This is a genomic window from Billgrantia lactosivorans (genome assembly GCF_003254665.1).
GTDB lineage: Bacteria > Pseudomonadota > Gammaproteobacteria > Pseudomonadales > Halomonadaceae > Halomonas > Halomonas lactosivorans.
Genome location: NZ_QHGY01000010.1, coordinates 84,985 through 103,125, shown reverse-complemented (window position 1 = coordinate 103,125; position 18,141 = coordinate 84,985). Strand labels below are relative to the sequence as shown.

At 69.7% G+C, this 18,141-nt stretch carries 14 protein-coding genes and 1 tRNA gene; 9 read left to right on the top strand and 6 right to left on the bottom strand.

Translation table 11 applies throughout. The features are described from left to right. Positions 1 to 60 precede the first annotated feature (60 nt). Complete coding sequence (locus tag DIS04_RS16750; RefSeq protein WP_111414929.1) at positions 61 to 1,635, bottom strand: BCCT family transporter; 1,575 nt, start codon at positions 1,633 to 1,635, stop codon at positions 61 to 63. Between the two features lie 278 nt (positions 1,636 to 1,913). Between DIS04_RS16750 and fdhA the strand changes: the two genes are divergently transcribed. Both fdhA and DIS04_RS16740 read left to right on the top strand, forming a co-directional pair. Then, complete coding sequence (fdhA, locus tag DIS04_RS16745; protein ID WP_111414928.1) at positions 1,914 to 3,107, top strand: formaldehyde dehydrogenase, glutathione-independent; 1,194 nt, start codon at positions 1,914 to 1,916, stop codon at positions 3,105 to 3,107. Positions 3,108 to 3,263: 156 nt separating this feature from the next. Further along, positions 3,264 to 3,503: a hypothetical protein gene (locus DIS04_RS16740; RefSeq protein WP_111414927.1), complete on the top strand. Its 240-nt coding sequence runs from the start codon at positions 3,264 to 3,266 to the stop codon at positions 3,501 to 3,503. Positions 3,504 to 3,596: 93 nt separating this feature from the next. Here DIS04_RS16740 and DIS04_RS16735 read toward each other — a convergent pair whose 3' ends face one another. Beyond that, the gene (locus tag DIS04_RS16735) at positions 3,597 to 4,883 is read right to left on the bottom strand and encodes an aromatic ring-hydroxylating oxygenase subunit alpha (protein WP_111414926.1); all 1,287 of its coding nucleotides are present in this window, start codon (positions 4,881 to 4,883) and stop codon (positions 3,597 to 3,599) included. Between the two features lie 328 nt (positions 4,884 to 5,211). On the opposite strand from DIS04_RS16735, the gene DIS04_RS16730 reads away from it, so the two are divergent. Further along, positions 5,212 to 6,312, top strand: coding sequence for an FAD-binding oxidoreductase (locus DIS04_RS16730; protein WP_111414925.1), 1,101 nt, complete (start codon positions 5,212 to 5,214; stop codon positions 6,310 to 6,312). A gap of 12 nt (positions 6,313 to 6,324) precedes the next feature. Here DIS04_RS16730 and DIS04_RS16725 read toward each other — a convergent pair whose 3' ends face one another. Next, positions 6,325 to 7,398 (bottom strand): substrate-binding domain-containing protein, encoded by a 1,074-nt coding sequence (locus tag DIS04_RS16725; protein ID WP_111414924.1) that lies wholly within the window; start codon positions 7,396 to 7,398, stop codon positions 6,325 to 6,327. A 183-nt stretch (positions 7,399 to 7,581) separates the two neighbouring features. Here DIS04_RS16725 and DIS04_RS16720 point away from each other — a divergent pair, with 183 nt between their 5' ends. From DIS04_RS16720 to DIS04_RS16695, 6 genes are all read left to right on the top strand, one after another. Further along, positions 7,582 to 8,079: a formate dehydrogenase subunit gamma gene (locus DIS04_RS16720; protein WP_111414923.1), complete on the top strand. Its 498-nt coding sequence runs from the start codon at positions 7,582 to 7,584 to the stop codon at positions 8,077 to 8,079. Then, complete coding sequence (locus DIS04_RS16715) at positions 8,079 to 9,629, top strand: formate dehydrogenase beta subunit (protein WP_111414922.1); 1,551 nt, start codon at positions 8,079 to 8,081, stop codon at positions 9,627 to 9,629. The genes DIS04_RS16720 and DIS04_RS16715 overlap by 1 nt, the downstream gene beginning before the upstream one ends. Positions 9,630 to 9,646: 17 nt before the next feature. Then, positions 9,647 to 12,568, top strand: a complete 2,922-nt coding sequence (gene fdhF / locus DIS04_RS16710) for a formate dehydrogenase subunit alpha (RefSeq protein WP_111414921.1) — start codon at positions 9,647 to 9,649, stop codon at positions 12,566 to 12,568. Next, positions 12,561 to 13,385, top strand: coding sequence for a formate dehydrogenase accessory sulfurtransferase FdhD (gene fdhD / locus DIS04_RS16705; protein ID WP_111414920.1), 825 nt, complete (start codon positions 12,561 to 12,563; stop codon positions 13,383 to 13,385). Before fdhF ends, fdhD begins: the two co-directional genes overlap by 8 nt. Before the next feature lie 7 nt (positions 13,386 to 13,392). Then, a complete protein-coding gene (locus DIS04_RS16700; protein WP_111414919.1) occupies positions 13,393 to 13,635 on the top strand; it encodes a formate dehydrogenase subunit delta in 243 nt (80 codons plus the stop codon). 298 nt (positions 13,636 to 13,933) lie between these two features. Next, positions 13,934 to 14,593, top strand: a complete 660-nt coding sequence (locus DIS04_RS16695) for a L,D-transpeptidase (protein WP_111414918.1) — start codon at positions 13,934 to 13,936, stop codon at positions 14,591 to 14,593. A gap of 22 nt (positions 14,594 to 14,615) precedes the next feature. Here the strand turns inward: DIS04_RS16695 and DIS04_RS16690 are convergent. The 3 genes from DIS04_RS16690 to selA all read right to left on the bottom strand — a co-directional run bounded on the left by DIS04_RS16690 (position 14,616) and on the right by selA (position 18,112). After that, positions 14,616 to 14,711: transfer RNA gene (locus DIS04_RS16690), tRNA-Sec, on the bottom strand. Between the two features lie 33 nt (positions 14,712 to 14,744). Beyond that, the gene (selB, locus tag DIS04_RS16685; RefSeq protein ID WP_111414917.1) at positions 14,745 to 16,670 is read right to left on the bottom strand and encodes a selenocysteine-specific translation elongation factor; all 1,926 of its coding nucleotides are present in this window, start codon (positions 16,668 to 16,670) and stop codon (positions 14,745 to 14,747) included. Then, positions 16,667 to 18,112, bottom strand: a complete 1,446-nt coding sequence (selA, locus tag DIS04_RS16680) for an L-seryl-tRNA(Sec) selenium transferase (RefSeq protein ID WP_111414916.1) — start codon at positions 18,110 to 18,112, stop codon at positions 16,667 to 16,669. The genes selB and selA overlap by 4 nt, the downstream gene beginning before the upstream one ends. Between the last annotated feature and the right edge of the window lie 29 nt (positions 18,113 to 18,141).

Sequence of the window (18,141 nt, the reverse complement as noted above, 5' to 3'; positions counted from 1 at the left end):
CCCCCATCAAGCAACGACCCCGGCCTTGGCCGGGGTCGTTGCGTTGGAGCGTTGCCGTCGTCAGGCCGGCCTGGCCGCCGCCAGGCCGCGCTGCTCCTCGCGCAGCCCCTTGACCAGGCAGAACGCCATGCCCAGCAGCACCAGGGTGAAGGGCAACCCGGTGGCTACCGCGCCGGCCTGCAGCGCGCCCAGCGCGGTGCTGCCGCCGCCATAGAGCAGGATGCCGGCGATCACGCCTTCCAGCACCGCCCAGAACACGCGCTGGCCGCGGGGCGCGTCGGTCTTGCCGCCGGCGGTGATGTTGTCGATCACCAGCGAGCCGGAATCCGACGAGGTGATGAAGAAGATCAGCACCAGCAGGATCGCCAGGCTGGAGGTCAGGGTGGTCAACGGCAGGTGCTCGAGCATCTGGAACATTGCCAGCGAGACGTCGCTGATGCCGTCGGCCAGGGCGCCGACGCCGGCGGCCGACTGGTCGAGGGCGGTGCCGCCGAAGACGCTCATCCACACCAGGGTGACCAGGGTCGGCACCACCAGCACGGCGGTCAGGAACTCACGCACCGTGCGCCCGCGGGAGACCCGCGCGATGAACATGCCGACGAAGGGCGACCAGGAGATCCACCAGGCCCAGTAGAACACCGTCCAGCCGTGGTACCAGGTGGTGTCGTCGCGACCGATCCAGTTGGACAGCGGCACGATGTGGTTGGCGTAGGCCAGGGCGGTGTGCCACAGGTTGTTGACGAACAGCAGCACGCCGCCGGTCACCAGCACGAAGGCGAGCAGCGCCAGGGCGATCACCATGTTGATGTTGGAGAACAGCTTGACGCCGCCGTCGATGCCGCGCCACACCGAGAACAGCGCCACGGCGGTGACCACCACGATGATGGCGAGCTGGGTGCCGATGGTGTTGGGCACGTCGAACAGGTAGTTGAGGCCACCCGCCGCCTGGGAGGCGCCGAAGCCCAGCGAAGTGGCCAGGCCGAAGATGGTGGCCAGCACCGCGACGATGTCGATGACGTGGCCGAACCAGCCGCGCACGCGCTCGCCCAGGATCGGCGTGAAGGCCGAGCGCAGGGTCAGCGGCAGGCCGCGGTTGTAGGCGAAGAAGGCCAGCGACAGGCCCACCACGCCGTAGATCGCCCAGGGGTGCAGCCCCCAGTGGAACATGGTGGCGCCGATCGCCGCACTGGCCCCGGCCGGGGTATGCGCCGCGGTATTGAGCGGGGTGCCGTACCAGTCGGTGTAGTAGGCCACCGGCTCGGCCACGCTCCAGAACATCAGGCCGATGCCCATGCCGGCGGCGAACAGCATGGCGAACCAGGAGGTGGTCGAGTACTCCGGCCGGGCCTCGCTGCCGCCCAGGCGGATACGCCCCACCGGCATGGCGATCAGCGCCAGGCACAGCACAACGAACAGGTTGCCGGCGATCATGAACAGCCAGTCGAAGTACTCGATCGACCAGCCGCGGGCCGCGGTGAGATGGCTGTTGGCGGCGTCGGGATAGATCAGGGCGTAGAGGATGAAGCCCAGGATGGCCAGGGCCGAGAGGGGGAAGACGGGATGATGGAAATCCATCCCCAGCACCTGGGCGTTGTCCTGCCCGGGCGAGAGGATCGGCGCATCGTCATGCTTCATGGGGGTTCCTCGCTGATTGTTTTTTGTCTTGCGCTTGGTGCCGGCTGCGGCTACGCACCCGGGTCAGCCATTGTTGGGCCCGCCGCCCGCTGGCGGTGTCGTGAAAGCGACCTGCGGTTATCTGATGCGGCACGGGGCATGGCGATATCACGCATGGCGGCGTCGCCTGTGCGAATACGTGGCGTGCGAGGTGTGGCGTAGGCTGGCTCGGTGGCCTCTCGCCATCCCCGCTGCCGGGTTCTGCCCGGCCAGCCGCATAACAACGTAAGGAGCCAGCCATGAGCCAAGCCAATCGCGGCGTCGTCTACCAGGGCCCGGGCAAGGTCGACGTCGAAGCCATCCCCTACCCCGAACTCGCCCTGGGCAATCGCAAGTGCGACCACGGCGTGATCCTCAAGGTGGTCACCACCAACATCTGCGGCAGCGACCAGCACATGGTGCGCGGTCGCACCACGGCGCCCGCCGGCCTGGTGCTGGGCCACGAGATCACCGGCCTGGTGATCGAATGCGGGCGCGACGTCGAATTCATCAAGCCGGGCGACCTGGTCTCGGTACCCTTCAACATCGCCTGCGGGCGCTGCCGCAACTGCAAGGAAGGGCGCACGGGCATCTGCCTCAACGTCAACCCGGCGCGCCCCGGCGCCGCCTACGGCTACGTCGACATGGGCGGCTGGGTCGGCGGCCAGACCGAATACGTCATGGTGCCCTACGCCGACTTCAACCTGCTGAAGTTCCCCGACGCGGACCAGGCCATGGAGAAGATCCGCGACCTGACCCTGCTCTCCGACATCTTCCCCACCGGTTTCCACGGCTGCGTCACCGCCGGCGTCGGCCCGGGCAGCACCGTCTACATCGCCGGGGCCGGCCCGGTGGGGCTGGCGGCGGCGGCCTCGGCCCAGCTGCTGGGGGCGGCCTGCGTGATCGTCGGCGACATGATCGAGGAGCGCCTGGCCCAGGCGCGCAGCTTCGGCTGCGAGACCATCGACCTGACCCAGGACGGTGACATGGCCGACAAGCTCGAGGCGATCCTCGGCGAGCGCGAGGTCGACTGTTTCGTCGACTGCGTCGGCTTCGAGGCCCACGCCTGCGGCTGCAACCACGGCAAGGAGGCGCCGGCCACCGTGCTCAACTCGGCGATGCAGATGACCCGGGCGGGTGGCCAGATCGGCATCCCGGGCCTCTACGTGACCGAGGATCCGGGTGCCGTCGACGATGCCGCCAAGCAGGGCGCGCTGAGCATGCGCTTCGGCCTCGGCTGGGCCAAGTCGCACTCCTTCCATACCGGCCAGTGCCCGGTGATGAAGTACCATCGCCCGCTGATGCAGGCGATCCTGTTCGACAAGATCAGGATTGCCGATGCGGTCAACGTGCAGATGATCAGCCTGGACCAGGCGCCGCAGGGCTATGCCGACTTCGACGGTGGGGCAGCGAAGAAATTCGTCATCGACCCCCACGGCAGCGTGGCCGCGTAAGTCAGGAGAGGAAGCCGGTTGGCCGACGCCGCACCTTGAAGAAGGTGCGGCGAGTCATTTCTGGATTTCGACCCCCCACGGCAGCGTGGCCGCCTGTCGACAGAGCGGGTAATCTAGCGAAAAAAGCGACGGCAACGGCAGCGGGAGGTGAGGAAGATGATGTTCGCCGATCTGATCGATGCGCAGGACTTTCGCGAGCGCCTGGTGGCACTGGGCGTCGACCTGCCTGTCGACGCCGATGCCGACACCTGCGCCCGGCTTGCCGCCCAGCGCCAGGCCGAGGCGGGGGTACCCGGCCTGGCGGCGCTGGTCGCCGAGCTGGAGGCCCAGGCCGGCGTCATGCTGCCCGAGGTGCGCGAGGCGCTGGCACGGCATCTGCGGCCAGCCGTGGGCTGACGCCGCGGCGGCCGTGGCCGTGACCCCGAGCGCAAACGCATCGCCCCCGGCCGAGGCCGGGGGCGATTGCTTTCCTGAAACGCAGGGAGCGGGCTAGCTTCTCACCAGCTGCAGGTGGGGCGCGCTGTGGCCGAGGTTCTCCTGCATCCGCTCGCTGTACCAGTCGATGAAGTCGATCACGCCGAACTCGTAGGTCTCCGAGTAGGGGCCCGGCTCGTAGGCCTTGGAGTTGATGCCGCGCTGGTTCTCCTCGGCCAGGCGCTTGTCCTGGGCGTTGGTGGCGTCCCACACGCGGCGCATCTCCTCGGGTCGGTAGTCGACGCCCTCCACCGCGTCCTTGTGCACCAGCCACTTGGTGGTCACCAGGGTCTCCTGCGGGCCCAGCGGCAGCACGCGGAACACGACGGCGTGGTCGCCCATGAAGTGGTTCCAGGAGTTGGGCAGGTGCAGGATGCGCAGCGAGCCCATGTCGGGGCTGGTCAGGCGGCCCATCAGCTTGGCGCAGGCCGGCTTGCCGTCCATGGTCATCGAGACCACGCCATCCAGCAGCGGCGTGCGGGTCAGCCGGTTGCGCTTGCCGAAGCGCTTGAGCTGCCAGGGTATCTGCTGATCGTCCCAGTCGGCCTGCTTCTTCGCCACCAGCGCCTTGTAGGCGGGCGTGGCGCGCGGGTCGTCGGTGTCGTCGAACTCCTGCAGCGAGTTGAGCAGCTCCGGGTGGGCGCCGTTGCAGTGGTAGCACTCGCGATTGTTCTCGATCACCAGCTTCCAGTTGGCCTGCTCGACGATGTTCGACTCCACCGCGACCTTGAGGTTGCCCATCTCGTAGGGTTCGAGGTAGTGCTCCAGGGTGACCAGGAAGTCGTCGATCGCCGGCGGCTGGTCGGCCAGGCTGATGAAGATGAAGCCGCCGCCGGTGCGCACCTGGACCGGCTTCAAGCCGTAGGCGCCAAGGTCGAAGCCCTGGCCCATGTCGCTGCCGGCGAACAGCAGGCGGCCGTCGAGTTCGTAGGTCCACTGGTGGTAGGGGCAGACCAGCTTGGCGACCTTGCCCTTGTCGCTGACGCACAGCCGCGAGCCGCGGTGACGGCAGACGTTGTGGAAGGCATGGATGGTGCCGCCGTCGCCGCGCACGATGATCACCGGATTGTCGCCGACCTGCAGGGTCATGTAGTTGCCCTTGGCGGGGATCTCGCAGGTCATGCCGGCGAACAGCCACTCCTTGCCGAAGATCTCCTGCATGTCCAGGGCGAACAGCCGGGCATCGTTGTAGAAGGGCTGGGGCAGCGAGACGTTGCGTGCGCGCTCGGCCAGCATGGCGGCGGCGGCCTGACGCGCCGGATCCAGGGGGTCGTCGAGGGGGGCCGGGGAGGGTGTGTCCATGGAAACTTCCTCATTACTGGCCGCGGCTGCGGCATCGGTTGGATTGTTGATGTCGTCAGTGGATCGGCGTTGTGATTGTGTCGGCTGCCGGTTCGTGATTACGGCGAGTGTGGATCAGCCGCGGGGCGCCCAGTTGTCTGCCGGCGACAGCCATGATGTCAGGCGCGACGCGCACGACGAGAAATGGGCCGGCCACTGGGAGTCATGGGCATGTCCGTGTCGCAGTCAGGCAAGTCGGGGCCTTGCCGCCTGGCGCAGAATTCGTTCAACGGCAGGCGGTGTTCCGCAGTCGGAGCCTTCCACGCTGATCAATGCCAGGCGATTCGACATGAACATGAACTTTCTCAACCCCGTCACGACCCAGACCTGGACCAACGGCCGCCACCTGGTGCGCTGCGTCAAGGTGATCCAGGAAACCTGGGACGTCCGCACCTTCTGCTTCATGGCCGAGCAGCCGGTGCTGTACTTCTTCAAGCCGGGGCAGTTCGTGACCCTGGAGCTGGAGATCGATGGCGAGCCGATCATGCGCTCCTACACCATCTCCAGCTCGCCGTCGGTGCCCTACAGCTTCTCGATCACCGTCAAGCGGGTTCCCGGCGGCAAGGTATCCAACTGGCTCCACGACAACCTCAAGTCCGGCGACGAGCTGGCGGTGCACGGCCCGGTCGGCAACTTCAACGCCATCGACTACCCGGCGGAGAAGATCCTGATGCTCTCCGGCGGGGTGGGCATCACGCCGCTGATGTCCATGGTGCGCTGGTACTTCGACACCAACGCCGCCGTGGACATCGAGTTCGTGCACAGCGCGCGCACCCCCAGGGACATCATCTATCACCGCGAGCTGGAGCACATCTTCTCGCGCATCCCCGAGTTCAAGTTGCATATCGTCTGCGAGCGCAGCGACGAGCTGGGCGAGATCTGGTCCGGCTTCCGTGGCTACCTCAGCCAGGCGATGCTCGAGCTGATGGCCCCCGACTTCCTCGAGCGCGAGATCTTCTGCTGCGGCCCCACGCCCTACATGAACGCCATCAAGCACCTGCTCAAGGAGAACGGCTTCGACATGAGCCGTTACCACGAGGAGTCGTTCGGCGCCACGCCGGTCGAGGTGCAGGAGGAGGCGCTCGAGCTCGCCGAGATGGCCGGTGCCGAGGAGCCGGACCTGGCCGAAGCGCTGACGGTGGAGTTCAGCGCCAGCGGCAAGAGCGTGCGCATCCAGCCGGGCGAGACGGTGCACGCCGCCGCCGCCAAGCTGGGCCTGCACATCCCCAAGGCCTGCGGCATGGGCATCTGCGGCACCTGCCGGGTGCCGCTCGCCTCCGGCCAGGTGGACATGGAGCACAACGGCGGCATCACCGACGAGGACGTCGCCGAGGGCTACATCCTCTCCTGCTGCAGCAAGCCGCTGGGCAACGTGGTGGTCGAGTTCTGAGCCCGGCCGGGCTCAGGAGGGCCGGGTGCCGGCGAACAGCTCATCGACGCTGCACACCTCGCCGCAGCGGTTCGGCGTGTAGCCGGGCAGCTCGCTGACGGCCTGCAGGAAAGGCTCGCTGCGGATCATCTCGAGCAGGCGCCTGACGCTGGGATCGGCGAGGCTCCTGCGCTGGCACACCAGCAGGTAGTGTTCGTCGGCCAGGGGCAGGAAACCCAGGCCGAACTGGTGCGCGGCGGCCTCCACGCCGAAGCCGACGTCGGCCATGCCGGCGGCGATATAGGCGGCCACGGCGGAGTGGGTGTACTCCTCCAGCTCGAAACCGGGTATACGCTGGGACGAGAGCCCGGCGTCGCGCAGCAGGATGTCGAGCAGGGCGCGGGTGCCCGAGGCCTTCTGGCGATTGATGAAGCGCACGTCGTCGCGCGTCAGGTCGGCCAGGCCGGTGATGCCCCGGGGATTGTCCGGCCTCACCATGAGCCCCTGGCGGCGGGTGATGAAGCGGATGATGCAGTGGCTGCGCGGACGCAGCTGGCGACGATAACCTTGCATCAGCGGGCCCTGGGTGGCCGAGGTGGGCATGTGGTAGCCGGCCACGTCGCAGGCGCCGCGATTGAGCGCGGCCAGGGCCTCCGCGGGGCTGCAGTACTGCAGGTCGAGCTGGAAGTCGCTGGCGAAGCGCGGCAGCAGCGCCACCGCATAGCCGTGGCTGGCGTGCACGCGCAGCACCGGTTCGACCCCCTCGAGCAGCTGCTGCAGCTCGAGGTTGAGCTCCGAGCCCAGGCTCTCGAGCTGCGGACCGAGCCGCGCGGAGACCCGCTGGCGGGCCCACAGCAGCTTGTCGCCCAGCGGCGTCAGCCGCGCCCCGCGGCCCTTCTGCATCGCCACCAGCGCCACGCCGAAGAAGTCCGCCCACTTGTTGAGCAGGTTCCAGGCATGGCGGTAGGAGATGCCCGCCTCGGCGGCGGCCGCGGTCAGCTTGCCGCTGCGATGGATCCCCTGTAGCAGCCCGAACAGCTGGGGATCCAGGCGGTTACCCGCCTCGTCGGTGAAGGACCAGGCCGGCTCGATTCGGATGCGTTTCATATGCTGTGTTTTTCATATTTCGAAACGAAAGCAGTGCTGCTACCTTCACAAGTACGCAAGAACATGTGATACGACAGGCAGCGTAACCAATATATGCACTGTAGTACATAACTAGACCATAACCAGCAGCTTCGAACGTGGCGACGCGGGGGCCGCGCGCCACGTTCGCTTCGAGGCCAGGCCATGCTCAACAGCACATTCCAACCGTGGTCCCCCCAGCTGGTGCGGGACGAGATCGACGCCCTGAAGCACAAGCCCGGGGCCCTGCTTCCCATCCTGCACGCGGTTCAGGACCGCTGCGGCTACATCCCCCGCGAGGCGGTGCCGATCATCGCCGAATCGCTGCAGCTGACCCGGGCCGAGGTGCACGGCGTGATCAGCTTCTACCACCACTTCCGCAGCGCGCCGCCGGGGCGGCACGTGGTGCAGCTCTGCCGTGCCGAAGCGTGCCAGGCGCGCGGCTCCCGGGCACTGGAGCAATACGCCCGGGAGACCCTCGGCATCGACTATCACCAGACCACCGCCGATCGCGAGATCACCCTGGAGCCGGTCTACTGCCTGGGCAACTGTGCCTGCGGCCCGTCGCTGCGGGTCGGCGACCGCATCCTGGGTCGGGTCACGCCCGAGAAATTCGATCGCCTGGTCGACGAACTGAGCGTGCAAGTGCTGGAGGTGGGCTGATGAGCGTACGCATCTACGTGCCGCGCGAGACCACGGCGCTGGCGCTGGGCGCCGACGAGGTGGCCGAGCGCATCGAGGCCGAGGCCGCCGCCCGCGGCGCCGAGGTCGAGCTGGTGCGCAACGGCTCGCGCGGGCTGTTCTGGCTGGAGCCGCTGGTCGAGGTCGAGACCGCCGCCGGGCGCGTCGCCTACGGGCCGGTGGCGCCCGAGGACGTGGCCGGCCTGTTCGACGCCGGGCTGACCGAGGGCGGCACGCTGACCCCCTTGTGCCAGGGGCCGACCGCGGCGATTCCCTACCTGCAGGCCCAGCAGCGCCTCACCTTCGCGCGGATCGGTATCACCGATCCGCTCTCCCTCGACGACTACCGCGCCCATGACGGCTTCCGCGGCCTGGAACAGGCGCTGGCGCGCTCGCCCCAGGCCATCGTCGACGAGGTCAAGGCCTCCGGCCTGCGCGGCCGCGGCGGGGCGGCGTTCCCCACCGGCATCAAGTGGCAGACCGTGCTCGACGCCCCCGCCGCGCAGAAGTACATCGTCTGCAACGCCGACGAGGGCGATTCCGGGACCTTCGCCGATCGCCTGGTCATGGAGTGCGACCCCTACCTGCTGATCGAGGGCATGGCCATCGCCGGCCTCGCCGTGGGCGCCACCCAGGGCTACGTCTACCTGCGTTCGGAGTATCCCCTGGCCCATGCGATCTTCAACGCGGCCATCGCCCGCGCCGAGGCCGCCGGCTATCTCGGCGACGACATCCTCGGCAGCGGCCGTGCCTTCCAACTCGAGGTGCGTCTGGGTGCCGGCGCCTACATCTGCGGCGAGGAGACCTCGCTGCTCGAGAGCCTCGAGGGCAAGCGCGGCATGGTGCGCTTCAAGCCGCCGCTACCGGCGCTCGAGGGCCTGTTCGGCCAGCCCACCGTGGTCAACAACGTGCTGTCGCTGGCGGCGGTGCCGTTCATCCTCGCCCGCGGCGGGCAAGCCTACGCCGACTACGGCATGGGCCGCTCGCGGGGCACCCTGGCGCTGCAGCTGGCCGGCAACGTCAAGCGCGGCGGGTTGGTGGAACTCGCTTTCGGCACTACCCTGCGCCAGCTGATCGACGACTTCGGCGGCGGCACCGCCAGCGGGCGGCCGCTGCGCGCGGTGCAGGTGGGCGGTCCGCTGTGTGCCTACCTGCCCGAGAGCCAGTGGGACCTGCCGCTCGACTACGAGGCCTACGCCGAGGTCGGCGCGGGGGTCGGCCACGGCGGCGTGGTGATGTTCGACGACACGGTGGACATGGCCGAGCAGGCGCGCTTCGCCATGGAGTTCTGCGCCGTGGAGTCCTGTGGCAAGTGCACCCCCTGCCGTATCGGCGCGGTGCGCGGCGTCGAGGTGATCGACCGCATCCGTGCGGGCGAACGGCGCGAGGCCAATCTCGAACTGCTTGCCGACCTGTGCGAAACCATGGTCGACGGCTCCCTCTGCGCCATGGGCGGCATGACGCCGTTCCCCGTGCAGAGCGTGATGAAACACTTTCCCGAAGACCTGCAGCGCGACGCCTCGCAGCGTTGAGCGGGAGGAGGTACGACATGTTGCACTATTACGATCCCAAGCAGGCGCTCGACCCCCGGCACCTTTCGCCGGAGCGCGACTACGGCACCCCGGCGCGTCTCTCCGAGACCCTCGTCAGTCTCGAGATCGATGGCACCGAGATCAGCGTGCCCGAGGGTACGTCGGTGCTGCGCGCCGCGGCGCTGGCCGACATCAACATCCCCAAGCTGTGCGCCTCGGACAACCTCGAGGCGTTCGGCTCGTGCCGCCTATGCGCGGTGCAGATCGAGGGCAAGCGCGGGCTGCCGGCCTCCTGTACCACGCCGGTCGAGGCCGGCATGCGGGTCACCACGCAGAACGCGCGGCTGGCCAAGCTGCGCCGCAACGTGATGGAGCTCTACATCTCCGACCACCCGCTGGACTGCCTGACCTGCCCGGCCAACGGCGACTGCGAGCTGCAGGACATGGCCGGCGCGGTGGGCCTGCGCGAGGTGCGCTACGGCTTCGACGGCGACAACCACCTGGACGCCGAGACCGACGACTCCAACCCCTACTTCAGCTTCGACCCCAGCAAGTGCATCGTCTGTTCGCGCTGCGTGCGCGCCTGCAACGAGGTGCAGGGCACCTTTGCCCTGACCATCGAGGGGCGCGGCTTCGAGTCCAAGGTCGCCGCCGGGCAGAGCGAGGCGTTCATGGACTCCGAATGCGTCTCCTGCGGCGCCTGCGTGCAGGCCTGCCCGACCTCGACGCTGATGGAGAAGTCGGTGATCGAGCAGGGCCAGCCGGAGCACAGCGTGGTGACCACCTGCGCCTACTGCGGCGTGGGCTGCTCGTTCAAGGCCGAGATGCAGGGCGACCGGGTGGTGCGCATGGTGCCGTACAAGGGCGGCGACGCCAATCACGGCCACTCCTGCGTCAAGGGCCGCTTCGCCTTCGGCTACGCCACCCACCCCGACCGGCTCAAGACGCCGATGATCCGCGAGTCGATCGACCAGCCCTGGCGCGAGGTGGGCTGGGAGGAGGCGATCGCCTTCGCCGCCGAGCGGCTCAAGGCGATCCAGGCCAGGCACGGCCGCGAGAGCATCGGCGGTATCACCTCGTCGCGCTGCACCAACGAGGAGACCTACCTGGTGCAGAAGCTGGTGCGCGCGGCGTTCCACAACAACAACACCGACACCTGCGCGCGGGTGTGTCATTCGCCCACCGGCTTCGGCCTCAAGGCGACCCTCGGCGAGTCCGCCGGCACCCAGACCTTCGACTCGGTGATGAAGGCCGACGCCATCGTGGTCATCGGCGCCAACCCCACCGATGCCCACCCGGTGTTCGCCTCGCAGATGCGCAAACGCCTGCGCCAGGGTGCCGAGCTGATCGTCGTCGACCCGCGCCGCATCGACCTGCTCAAGACGCCGCACCATCGCGGCGCCCAGCACCTCGCCCTGCGCCCCGGCACCAACGTGGCGATGATCAACGCCCTGGCCCACGTGGTGATCAGCGAAGGGCTCGAGGATCGCGAGTTCATCGCCAAGCGCTGCGACGAGTCGGGCTACCAGGCCTGGCGCGAGTTCATCCTCGATCCGCGCCACGCGCCGGAGAACGTCGAGGCGATCACCGGCGTGCCGGCCGAGCAGGTGCGCCGTGCCGCGCGCACCTACGCCAGCGCGCCCAATGGCGCGATCTACTACGGCCTCGGCGTCACCGAGCACAGCCAGGGCTCGAGCATGGTGATGGGCATCGCCAACCTGGCCATGGCCACCGGCAACATCGGCCGCGAGGGGGTGGGCGTCAACCCGTTGCGCGGGCAGAACAACGTGCAGGGTTCCTGCGACATGGGCTCCTTCCCCCACGAGCTGCCGGGCTACCAGCACGTCGCCGACCCCGCCGTGCGCCAGCGCTTCGAGGCGGCCTGGGGCGTGCCCATCGACGACGAGCCGGGGCTGCGCATCCCCAACATGTTCGATGCCGCCATCGCCGGCGACTTCAAGGCGCTCTACGTGCAGGGCGAGGACATCGCCCAGTCCGACCCCAACACCCAGCACGTCGAACAGGCGCTGCGCTCGCTGGAGTGCCTGATCGTGCAGGACATCTTCCTCAACGAGACGGCCAAGTTCGCCCACGTGCTGCTGCCGGGCTCCTCCTTCCTGGAGAAGGACGGCACCTTCACCAACGCCGAGCGGCGCATCAACCGCGTGCGCAAGGTGATGCCGCCGCTGGCCGGCAAGCAGGACTGGGAGGTGACGGTGGATCTGGCCAATGCACTGGGCTACCCCATGCACTACGACCACCCGGCGCAGATCATGGACGAGATCGCCAGCCTCACGCCGAGCTTCAGCGGCGTCAGCTACGCGCGCCTCGACGAGCTGGGCAGCATCCAGTGGCCGTGCAACGAGGTCCACCCCAAGGGCACCCCGACCATGCACATCGAGGACTTCCCCATCGGCCTCGGTCAGTTCGCCATCACCGACTACGTGGCCAGCGACGAGCTCAGCAACCGCCGCTTCCCTCTGCTGCTGACCACCGGGCGCATCCTCTCCCAGTACAACGTCGGCGCCCAGACCCGGCGCACCGACAACCAGGCCTGGCACGACGAGGACGTGCTCGAGCTGCACCCCGCCGACGCCGAGCTGCGCGGCGTGCGCGACGGCGACTGGGTCGGCATCACCAGCCGCGCCGGCCAGACGGTGCTGCGCGCGCGGATCAGCGAGCGCATGCCGCCGGGGGTCGTCTACACTACCTTCCACCATCCGGGCAGCGGGGCCAACGTGATCACCACCGACAGCTCCGACTGGGCGACCAACTGCCCGGAATACAAGGTGACCGCCGTGCAGGTCGAGAAGGTCAGCCAGCCGTCCGCCTGGCAGCAGCAGTTCCAGAGCTTCGACCGGCTGCAGCTCGGGCTGCTGCGCGGCGGCAAGGACGAGGCGGGCGCAAGCCGGCCCCCCGCGGAGCGTGCGAATGAGTGACGACCACAGTCGCTGCCGGGCCCCGGTGGACGTGCGCCGGGGCGGCAGCGCCGAGCGCCTGGAGGACAGCGTCGCGGTGGAGACGCCGGTGGCACTGGTCTACAACGGCATCTCCCACGCGGTGATGATGGCCTCCCCGGCCGACCTCGAGGACTTCGCCCTCGGCTTCAGCCTCACCGAGGGCATCCTGCAGGCGCCGGAAGAGCTCTACGGCGTCGAGCTGCGGCAGGAGGCCGCCGGCGTCAGTGTGCACCTGGAGATCGCCACCCAGCGCTTCATGGAGCTCAAGCAGCGCCGTCGCAGCCTGGCCGGGCGCACCGGCTGCGGGCTGTGCGGCACCGAGTCGCTGGAGCAGGCGATTCGCCCGGTCGCCTCGGTCGTGGCGCCCGCGGTGGCCGACGCCGCCATCCAGCAGGCGCTAGCGGCGCTCAAGTGGCACCAGCCGCTGCAGCGCGAGACCGGCGCCACCCACGGCGCCGCCTGGTGCGACCTCGACGGGCAGGTGCGCCTGGCCCGCGAGGATGTCGGCCGCCACAACGCCCTGGACAAGCTGATCGGCGCCCTGGTGGGGCCTCGCTTCGAGCCCCGCCACGGCTTCGTGCTGGTCTCCAGCCGGGCCAGCTACGAGATGGTGCAGAAGTGCGCCGCCGTCGGCATCGGCTGCCTGGTGGCCGTATCGGCGTCCACCTCGCTCGCCATCGAGCAGGCGCGTCAGGCGGGCCTGATGCTGGTCGGCTTCGCCCGCCCGGGGCGCCACGTCATCTATCATCAGCCGGCCGCCGAGACAGCGCCGGCGTTCCATGCCAGCGGAGGTTGATGTCGCCATGAGCCGCAGCCAGCTCGACACCCTGATCCACATGGCGAACCAGATCGCCATCAACAACGCCCATTACGGCGACGCCGCCGAGCGCGTCCATGTCCACCTGAAGAAGTTCTGGGCCCGCAGCATGAAGCGCCAGATCGTCGACTACCTGCGTGACGACGGCAGCCAGCTCTCGCCCCTGGCGCGGCAGGCCGTCGCGCTGCTGGCGCAGGACCAGCCCGACGCCCGTGCCACGAGCGCCTGAGCGGCGGGATCACGTTTTTCAACGATACCAGGCGCTCTCCCTCTTCCGCCTTAACGGCCCTGTGCTATATTCGACCCATGCGTCTCATGGTCCGAGCGAGGGCCATCGGGGGCCATGGGCACGCCGCCAAGGCCGACCCCAGGAGCGCCGCTGGCGCTCCCTCTCGTCCCGCCATGCGAAGCATCCGTCGAAGGAAATCGCGCCATGACCCTCATGGCGCGGGCCACGGCAGGCCTCGATAACGACCGATCGGTGACAAGCCGACGCATAACGCTACTACGCATGGGGCAGGGGCTGCATGAACAGGGCATTCTTCCAGGCTGCCGCCTTGACGGCAGGCTTCTTCGCGTTCGGGCCGGCGACACAGGCCAACATTCCCGATTCCTCACCCGATGGCGACGGCCTGCAGGCCGGCCAGCCGCTGCTGTGGCAGGCGCTGGATGCGACGGCCATGCCCGAGGGGCTGACGGCCGACGAGGTGTGGCTCAGCATCGACCTGCGCAGCCGCCAGGTGCAGGTGATGCGCGGCGAGCGCGTGATCCAGCGCATCGAGCACCTGGCCTTCGGCGCCGGCGGCGCGGCGCCGCTGCGGGCCAAGGGCAGCTCGATGACGCCGCTGGGCGAGTTCCGCGTCGATCGCATCAACCGCGCCTCGCGCTTCGGGCTGTTCTTCGGCTTCGACTACCCCAACGCCCAGGTCGCCGAGGAGGCGCTGCGCCGCGGCAGGATCACGCCGGAGGAGTACTGGTACATCGAGAATTACCGCGCCCGCCATGGCCGGGCACCGCATACCACCTCGCTGGGCGGGCTGATCGGCATCCACGGCCTGGGCCGCGGCGACCCCGAGGTGCACCGCAGCTTCGACTGGACCGAAGGCTGCGTGGCGGTCAGCAACGAGGAGATCCGCGCGCTCGACCCCTGGCTGCGCATCGGCACGCGGGTGGTGATCCGGGGGTGACCGCCGTCGCGGCGCCGGGTGATGGCGGAAGAGCGTGGGAGTCGAACCCACCAGGGACCGCTGGCAGCCCCTGCCAGATTTGAAGTCTGGCCGCCCCACCGGGGGTCGATCCTCTTCCTTGAGCGACTTCTCGTGACAGGGCCGGGCGACCCTACTGCCACATGTCGGTGTGGCGTAGCACGCGCTCGTCGCCGATGCGGCGCGTGAACCCTACCTTATCAAAGAATTCGAGGATGTGAATGGCCAGCTTGCGGCCGGTGCCGAGGCGGTCGCGGAAGGCGGCCGCGCGGATCCGGCCGTGCTCGCGCTCGAGCGACTGCGCGACGGCGGCCATCTCGGCCACCGTTCCGGCCGGGTAGAAGTGGTCGCGACGCACCTGATAGAGCCGGCCGAGGCGAGCGCAGGCGGTGAGAACCTCGCGGATGCGGCCCTCGTCGAGGCCTTCGCTCGCCGCCAGGTCGCGCACCCGCGGCGGCTGGTAGCGCGCCGCGGCGATGCGCGGTTCCAGCCGCTGCCACAGGGCCTCGTCCTCCTCGCCCAGCGTGGCGCGATGCCCCGGCCGGGCGACGAAGGGGCCGTGGGCTTCCAGCATGCCGCCCGCGAGCAGGCGCTCCAGCAGCTGCCGGCCCGTCGCTTCGGGCAGCTCGGGCATGGCCTGGCGAAGCAGGCGGGCGCGTTCGGTGCCGAGCATCGAGGGCTCGCGCTCGTGATTGGCGGTGACGGTATCGAGCAGCCGGGCCTGTAGCGCCGCGATGGCCTCGGCGGAGAAGCTGCGGGTGGCCTGCGCGGTCGTCAGCGTTTCCCCTCCCAGCGCCGACACGGCCTCGGCCAATGCCGCCACCTCGACATTGGCGTTGCGTGCCAGGGCGTGCAGGTCGATGCCGCCGGGCCGGCCACGCAGCCCCTCCCGCAGCGCCGGGGTCGGGTCGAGCGGCACGGCGGCGGCGCACTCGGCCAGCGCGGCCAGCCAGGCCAGCCGTTCGGGGCGGCGCTGGCCGCGCCGCGGCGGGTCGCCTTCGAGCACCGTGCCGCCGCCCAGCGTGATCCCCGCCGCGGGGTCGCGAACCACGCAGCGGTCGCCGAGGCAGGCGTGCACCGGTGCCTCCAGTACCAGCTGACCCAGCATGCGCTCGCCGGGGGCCAGGCGCTGCCCCTCGAGCAGCGAGACACGGCCGTTGTAGCGGCCCACGCCGAGGTGCACCTGCACCGGCGACCAGTGCTTGAGTGGCGGTGCATCGTCGAGCAGCTGCAGCTGGACGTCGAGGCGTCGCAGCGGCGGCGTTTCCAGCGCCTCGGCCACGACCCAGTCGCCACGTCGCATGACCTCGTGACTGACGTCGGCACCGGCGAGGTTGAGCGCCACGCGGTCGCCCTGCTGCGCCCACTCGCCCTCGCGATGCTGGCGGCGCAGGCTGCGCACTCGCGCGGTGATGCCGGCAGGCTCGAGGCGCACCCTGTCTCCCGCCTGCACCCGCCCGGCGAAGGCCGTGCCGGTCACCACCAGCCCGGCGCCGGCCTTGCTGAAGACCCGGTCGACGGCGAGGCGGAAGTGGCCGCGGGCAGGGGCCTCGGGCTGCCTGGCGGCCAGCGTCCACAGCCGGTCGCGTAGCGCCTCCACGCCTTCGCCGGTGTGGCTCGAGACCTCGACGATCGGCGCCGCGGCCAGCGGCGAATCTTCCAGCAGGGCGGCGACTTCGCCGCGCACCCGGCGGCGGCGGTCGGCGTCGACCCGGTCGACCTTGGTCAGCGCCACCAGGCCGCGATCGAGCCCCAGCAGGGTCAGGATCTGCAGGTGCTCGACGGTCTGCGGCATGACGCCGTCGTCGGCGGCCACCACCAGCAGCGCCGTGTCGACCCCGGCGCTGCCCGCCAGCATGTGATGCAGGAAGCGCACGTGGCCGGGGACGTCGACGAAGCCGAGCTCGATGCCGTCGGCCACCTCGGGGTAGGCGAAGCCGGGCTCGATGGTCAGCCCGCGCGCCTTCTCCTCCTTCAGCCGGTCGGTGTCGATGCCGGTGAGCCGACGGATCAGGGCGGTCTTGCCGTGGTCGACGTGGCCGGCGGTACCGACGATCACGGCGGCCCCTCGCCGTGATCGTCGGTGGCGTCGTAGAGGCGGGGCAATTGCGCGAGCTGGTCGATGAAGGCGGCTTCCGCCAGCGCTCCCTCCAGGCAGCGCAGGTCGAGGAGCAGCGCGCCATCCTTGATCCGCCCAATGACCGGACGCGGCAGGCGGCGCAGGGCGACCTCCAGGCGGTGGATCTCGCGCTCGCGCTGGCGGCGCTTCTCGGCCCGCGAACGCCATACCAGCGCCCGGCTGGGCAGCCGGTCCACCGGCAGCGAGCCGCTGCCGAGCTGGCTGGCGCAGGGTGCCAGCGTCACCTCGAAGCTCGCCAGCAGCTCGCCGACCCGGGGCAACAACCGTTCGCCGGTGGCGGCGATGTCGTCCTCCGTGCGGGTCAGCAGGGCCAGGGTGGGAATGTCGTGCTGGGGGACGTCGCTGTCGCGGTAGAGGCGCAGCGTCGCCTCGAGCGCGGCCAGGGTCAGCTTGTCCAGGCGCAGGGCACGCTTGAGCGGGTGGCGCCTGATCCTCTCGATGAGGTCACGGCGGCCGACGAGGATGCCGGCCTGGGGGCCGCCCAGCAGCTTGTCGCCGCTGAAGGTGACCACGTCGGCGCCGGCGCCGATGGCGTCGCCCGGCTGCGGTTCGTGGGGCAAATCGAGAGTGGCGAAGTCGGCCAGCGCGCCGCTGCCCATGTCGATCAGGAAGGGCAGGCCATGGGCGTGGGCGATCTCCGCCAGGCGGGTCTCGGGGACGCAGCGGGTGAAGCCGGTAATGGCGTAGTTCGAGGTGTGGGCCTTGACGATCAGGCCCGTGTGCTCGCCGATGGCGGCCTCGAAATCGTGCGCATGGGTGCGGTTGGTGGTCCCCACCTCACGCAGGCGACAGCCCGCCGCGGCCATGATGTCGGGCATGCGGAAGGCGCCGCCGATCTCGATCAGCTCGCCGCGCGAGATCAGCGCCTCGCGGCCGGCGGCCAGCGCGCCCAGCGCCAGCAGCACGGCACCGGCGTTGTTGTTGACCACGGTGGCCGCCTCGGCGCCGGTCAGCTCGCACAGCAGGCCCTCGACGAGGCGGTCGCGGTCGCCCCGGCTGCCGCTGTCGAGGTCATATTCCAGCGCCACCGGGTGGCGGGCGGCCTCGGTCATCGCCGCGACGGCCGCCTCGGCGAGCGGCGCACGGCCGAGGTTGGTGTGGATCACCGTGCCGGTGAGGTTGAACACGGCGCGGCTGGCCGGCCGGGCCAGCTCGGCGAGGCACTCCAGTACTCGCCGCGCCAGGTCGTCCACGCCGACGGCGGCGGAAGAAGCCGGCGGCACCAGGTCGCGGCGGATCGCGTCCAGGGTCTGGCGAACGGCCCGCCGGACGAGGCGGTGGCCGTAGCGCTTGCGGGCCTCCTGCACCTGGGGGTGGGCCAGCAGTGTGTCCACCGCGGGCAGGCTGCGTCGAACGTCCATTGTCGTCATGTCCATGCCGGGGTCGCTGA